The sequence below is a fragment of the Pseudomonas sp. P5_B2 genome (assembly GCF_056400445.1).
Genome location: NZ_JBFULH010001467.1, coordinates 1 through 560 on the forward strand (window position 1 = coordinate 1; position 560 = coordinate 560).

Annotated in this window: 1 protein-coding gene; it reads right to left on the bottom strand. The window is 58.8% G+C overall.

Annotated elements, in window-relative coordinates; all coding sequences use genetic code 11:
• Window positions 1-560, bottom strand: a 560-nt coding sequence (locus AC1DRJ_RS31870; protein WP_477805594.1) for a glycosyltransferase, incomplete at both ends; no start/stop codon positions are given.

Sequence of the window (560 nt, forward strand, 5' to 3'; positions counted from 1 at the left end):
TGGTCATGGTGCCGTGCTGGATGATCGCGTCACGGTCGTTACGGGTGACCATGCCGATGTGGAAAAAGCCTTTGTATTCCGCGTAGCACAGCTTCTTGAAGGTGCTTTCGTTCTGATCGCGATAATCCTGCGGCGATTGCACCACGGCGATTTTCGGATCGGCGAAGTGCGGCACCATGTGCTTGAGCCAGTTCGGGTCGACGCAGTAGTCCGAGTCGATCACCGCGATGACTTCGGCATCCTTGGCGGTGTGCGGAATCAGGTAGTTCAGCGCACCACCCTTAAAGCCAGCCAGCGGTGCCACGTGGAAGAACTTGAAGCGCGGGCCGAGGGTTTCGCAGTAATCGCGCACCGGTTCCCAGACTGCCGGGTCCTTGGTGTTGTTGTCGATGATCAGGACTTCGAAGTCCGGATAGTCGAGGTTGGCCAGGGCGTTGAGGGTCTGTTTGACCATCTCCGGCGGCTCGTTGTAGCACGGCACATGGATCGAGACTTTCGGTCTGTAGTGCGAATCGCCCACCACCGGCAGGAATTCACGGCGGCGCTTGTGGGTCCAGACT